At 68.5% G+C, this 3,722-nt stretch carries 4 protein-coding genes; 1 reads left to right on the top strand and 3 read right to left on the bottom strand.

What is annotated here, in order from left to right; translation table 11 throughout:
• Positions 1-205: 205 nt before the first annotated feature.
• The 3 genes from ABE423_RS20565 to oleC form a co-directional block, all read right to left on the bottom strand.
• Entirely contained in the window at positions 206-361 is a 156-nt protein-coding gene (locus ABE423_RS20565) for a DUF1328 domain-containing protein (protein WP_004153593.1), read from the bottom strand.
• A gap of 82 nt (positions 362-443) precedes the next feature.
• The gene (gene oleD, locus ABE423_RS20560) at positions 444-1,436 is read right to left on the bottom strand and encodes a 2-alkyl-3-oxoalkanoate reductase (RefSeq protein ID WP_032130147.1); all 993 of its coding nucleotides are present in this window, start codon (positions 1,434-1,436) and stop codon (positions 444-446) included.
• Positions 1,433-3,091, bottom strand: a complete 1,659-nt coding sequence (gene oleC / locus ABE423_RS20555) for an olefin beta-lactone synthetase (protein ID WP_346487342.1) — start codon at positions 3,089-3,091, stop codon at positions 1,433-1,435. Before oleC ends, oleD begins: the two co-directional genes overlap by 4 nt.
• 104 nt (positions 3,092-3,195) lie before the next feature.
• On the opposite strand from oleC, the gene ABE423_RS20550 reads away from it, so the two are divergent.
• Positions 3,196-3,621, top strand: a complete 426-nt coding sequence (locus tag ABE423_RS20550) for a YkgJ family cysteine cluster protein (protein WP_004135417.1) — start codon at positions 3,196-3,198, stop codon at positions 3,619-3,621.
• Positions 3,622-3,722 lie beyond the last annotated feature (101 nt).

The following is a 3,722-nucleotide window of genomic DNA, read 5'->3' as shown; positions in this document are numbered from 1 at the left end:
GGATGGGGATCGCTCGACTCGTCTGTCGGCTAGTATCCGCAGATGCATGCTTGACGGTCCCTCCACCCTGGCTCCTACATACCGCGTAGGAGCCGGGAGGAACATACAAGCATGGCTCGACTCTACAAAGATGCGTGCCGACCAACGGTCGGCACCCACCGGAAAGAGCAGTGCCGGCCAGCGGCCTGCACTACCCAGCGGTCTTCTAGCCGCGCTTGCGGAACATCGAAATCACTGCCAGTACCAGGAACACAACGAACAGGATCCAGGCGATGTTGCTGGCGGCACCGGCGATGCCGGAGAAGCCGAGCACGGCAGCGATGATGGCGATGACGAAGAAAATAACGGCGTAATGCAGCATGGTGCTCCTCGCAGATGTCCGGGCCGTTGGATGGCGTGGGTCCATCCTCCCGATCTGGCGGTGTGCAACCAGTGATGGCGACCTATGCGGCAGATGAAGCCTTCAGCCTGCGCAGCCCTTCTTCAATGCTGACCTGCGGCACGTAGCCGAAGTCACGGCGCGCCGGCTCCATGCTGTACCAGTGCGGCGTGCACAGCTGCTCGGCCAGGAAGCGGGTCAGCGGCGGCTCGCCACGCAGGCGCAGCAGCGGCCACAGCCGCTCGCAGACCGCACCGATGCGATAAGCGGTCTTGAAGCTGATCGCCTTGTCCACCGTTGGTGCACCCACCGCGGACAGCAGCTTGTTGACCAGCTCGCGCATGGGCAGCGGTTCGCCGTTGGAAATGAAGTAGGCCTTGCCCGCACACGCGGCACCCGGTGCCAACGCTTCGAAGGCGAGGAAATGCGCGAGCGCGGCGTTGTCGATGTAAGTGGTATCCACCTTGTTGTTGCCATCGCCCACCAGACGCAGGCGGCCCTGCCGCGCACGTTCTGCCAGGCGTGGCACCAGTTGCTGATCGCCCGGGCCCCAGATCAGGCGCGGGCGCAGCGCCACCGTCGCCAACGAGGCGTCATTGGCCGCCAGCACGCGCTGTTCGGCGATCGCCTTGGTCGCCGCATACGGTGCCTGGAAGTCCTCGCCGTACGGCACCTCATCAGCCCCCAGGCCTTCCACCGGGTGGGTCGCGCGGTGGGTCACGCTGGGCGTGGAGGTGTAGACCAGCCGGCTGATGCCGTGCGCGCGGCAGGCGGCGATCACGTTGTCGGTGCCGACCACGTTGGCCTGGTGGTAGCTGTCATAGCTGCCCCAGGCGCCGGCCTTGGCGCCGTTGTGAAATACCGCATCGACGCCGGCCACCGCGTGCAGCACCGCCTGCGCATCGGCCAGATCGCCGCGGATCTGGCCCACGCCCATGGCCTGCAGTTCCGGGTAGTGGCTGCGGTTGAACGCCAGCACCTGGTGGCCACGTTCGACCAGCCCACGGCACAGCGCCTGGCCAAGGAAACCACCACCACCGGTGACCAGGATCTTCATGCGCGCTTCTCCAGTTCGGCGCTGGCCCAGACGGCGAGCTTCTCGCGGCCGATCTTGGCGTTGTGACGGATATCGACGGGGAACGCCGGATGCACCAGGAAGTGCTGCAGGCCGGCCTCCGGTGCGCGGGCTGCGGCGTGCGCACGCAGCGCCTCCTGCAGCGCCGGGCTGTCTGACTGGCCACGCTGCAGCTCCACGCACAGCACCGGCACCTGTGCTCCCGCCGGACCAACACCGACCAGCGCCGTGCGCGCCACCCCGGGCACGGTATTGAACACCGGCTCCACCTGTTCGGTGTACAGCGGCCCCCGTGCGGTTTCCACGCGATGGGTCTTGCGGCCGCAGAACCACAGGCGGCCCTGCGCATCGAAGTAGCCCACGTCACCCATGCGGTGCACCACGCGCGTGCTGCCATCGGCCAGGGTCTCGCGGATCTTCGCCGCCGCGGTGGCCTGCGGGCGGTTGAAGTAACTGTCGGTAGCGGTCGGTCCGGCCACGGTGATCTCGCCCACCTCGCCGGTGGCCAGCACGCGCGCCTGCGACCAGTCGGCCAACGGTCCGTCATCGATGCCGATGATGCGCACCTCATTCGGTTCAACCACGCTGCCCACGCAGGTACCGGCACCGGCCTCGGTGGCGGCACGGGTGCGCTCCAGCTCGCGGCCTTCCACCACCGCCACCGGCAGGCACTCGGTGGCGCCGTACGGGGTCCAGAACTGCGCATCGGCCGGCAACAGGCTGCGGATGGTGGCGACCACATCCGGCGGCACCGGCGCACCGGCCGAGGTCACCCGGGTCACCGTCGGCAACGGCCGGCCGTGACGGGCCAGCACCCGCATCAGCGCAGGCGAGCCAAACAGCTGGGTCACGCCGAAGCGCTGGATGGCGTCATGCAGGCGTGCCGGGTCGGCCTGTGCCGGCCGGGTCGGGTCCATGTCCGGGATCACCGAGGTCAGGCCCAGCGCCGGGTCGAACAAGGCAAACGGCGGGAAGGTCGGCAGGTCCACCCCGCCCGCTTCCATGCCAAAGGCACTGCCCAGCAGCTGGATCTGGCCGACGAAATGACGGTGGCGGTAGACCACGCCCTTGGGCACGCCGGTGGAGCCGCTGGTGAACAGGATCGCGGCCATGTCCTCGCCATCGGTGGCGGCCAGCATCGCCCCCCCGTTGGCACCGGCGCGCTCCAGCGCGGCCAGCGTGGTCCCGCCCCAGCCGAGGCGGCGGCCGACGGTGACCAGGCGGGTCGCCGAGCGCGCCCAGCGCAGCGCCAACCGCGCCACGTGTGCCAGCGGAATGCCAATGAAAGCCTCCGGCTGCGCCTCATCCAGGCACTGCTTCAGCGCGCGTTTGTCGATGCCCGGGTCGACCAGCACCGGCACCGCACCCAGTTTGAACAGGGCAAACATCAACAGGAAGAACTCCGGCGACGGCCGCACCATCACCACCGTGCGCACCCCGCGACCGATCCCGTAGCCTGCCAGGCCAGCCGCCATGGCGTCGCTGCGGGCGTCCAGCTGGCGGTAATCCAGGGTCACGTCGTAGGCGGCCATGCCGTTGCCGGCGCCACGGCGGCCCGGGCAGCGGATGGCGATCTGGTCGGGCCGTTCACGCGCCAGTTCAGGCAAGCGGGCGGCAATATTGCAGGGTCGGTTCATCCGTTCATTGTCGCCGCTTACGGAATTTCTTGCGCGGCGGCCCACTTCGTGGAAAATCCGCACCCTCGTTCCTGATTCCGACTGCCGCCCGAGGCGGCTTGCCCATGCAACATCCCTGCATGACCTGCGGCGCCTGCTGCACCCAATACCGCGTGGCCTTCCACTGGATGGAATCGGACGAGGTCACCCCCGGCGGCGTACCGCACCAGCTGACCGAGGTGCTGGACCCGCATCGCCTGTGCATGCGCGGCACCCACTCCAAGCCGGTACGCTGCGTGGCGCTGGATGCGCAGATCGGCGTGTATTCACGCTGCACCATCCACCCCAACCGGCCCAGCGTGTGCCGTGAGGTGGATGCATCGTGGGAGTACGGCAAGGCCAGCCCGCAGTGCGACAAGGCGCGCATTGCCTATGGCCTGGATCCGTTGACCCTGGCCGACTGGCGCTGGCGCGACGAAGCGGGCAACGACGACGACCACCCGGACGACAACGGCAACAGCCCGTCACCGCAGGCGCCGATCGCGGCGTAGTGGTAGTGCCGGCCGCTGGCCGGCAACCTCATGAACCCATCGGGTGTGCGGCCCCACAGTGGGCACCGAAACAAGTAAACGAGCCGGGGGGGGGGGCACCG

The organism is Stenotrophomonas sp. TWI1409 (assembly GCF_039673015.1).
In the GTDB taxonomy this organism is placed as follows: Bacteria; Pseudomonadota; Gammaproteobacteria; order Xanthomonadales; family Xanthomonadaceae; genus Stenotrophomonas; species Stenotrophomonas maltophilia_A.
The sequence above is the reverse complement of the archived record's forward strand: the minus strand, read 5'-3'. Positions and strand labels throughout refer to the sequence as shown.

Excerpts from the sequence above, each read along its gene's own strand:
- ABE423_RS20565 (WP_004153593.1), bottom strand. The coding sequence starts at position 361 with ATGCTGCATTACGCCGTTATTTTCTTCGTCATCGCCATCATCGCTGCC.
- oleD (WP_032130147.1), bottom strand. The coding sequence starts at position 1,436 with ATGAAGATCCTGGTCACCGGTGGTGGTGGTTTCCTTGGCCAGGCGCTG.
- oleC (WP_346487342.1), bottom strand. The coding sequence starts at position 3,091 with ATGAACCGACCCTGCAATATTGCCGCCCGCTTGCCTGAACTGGCGCGT.
- ABE423_RS20550 (WP_004135417.1), top strand. The coding sequence starts at position 3,196 with ATGCAACATCCCTGCATGACCTGCGGCGCCTGCTGCACCCAATACCGC.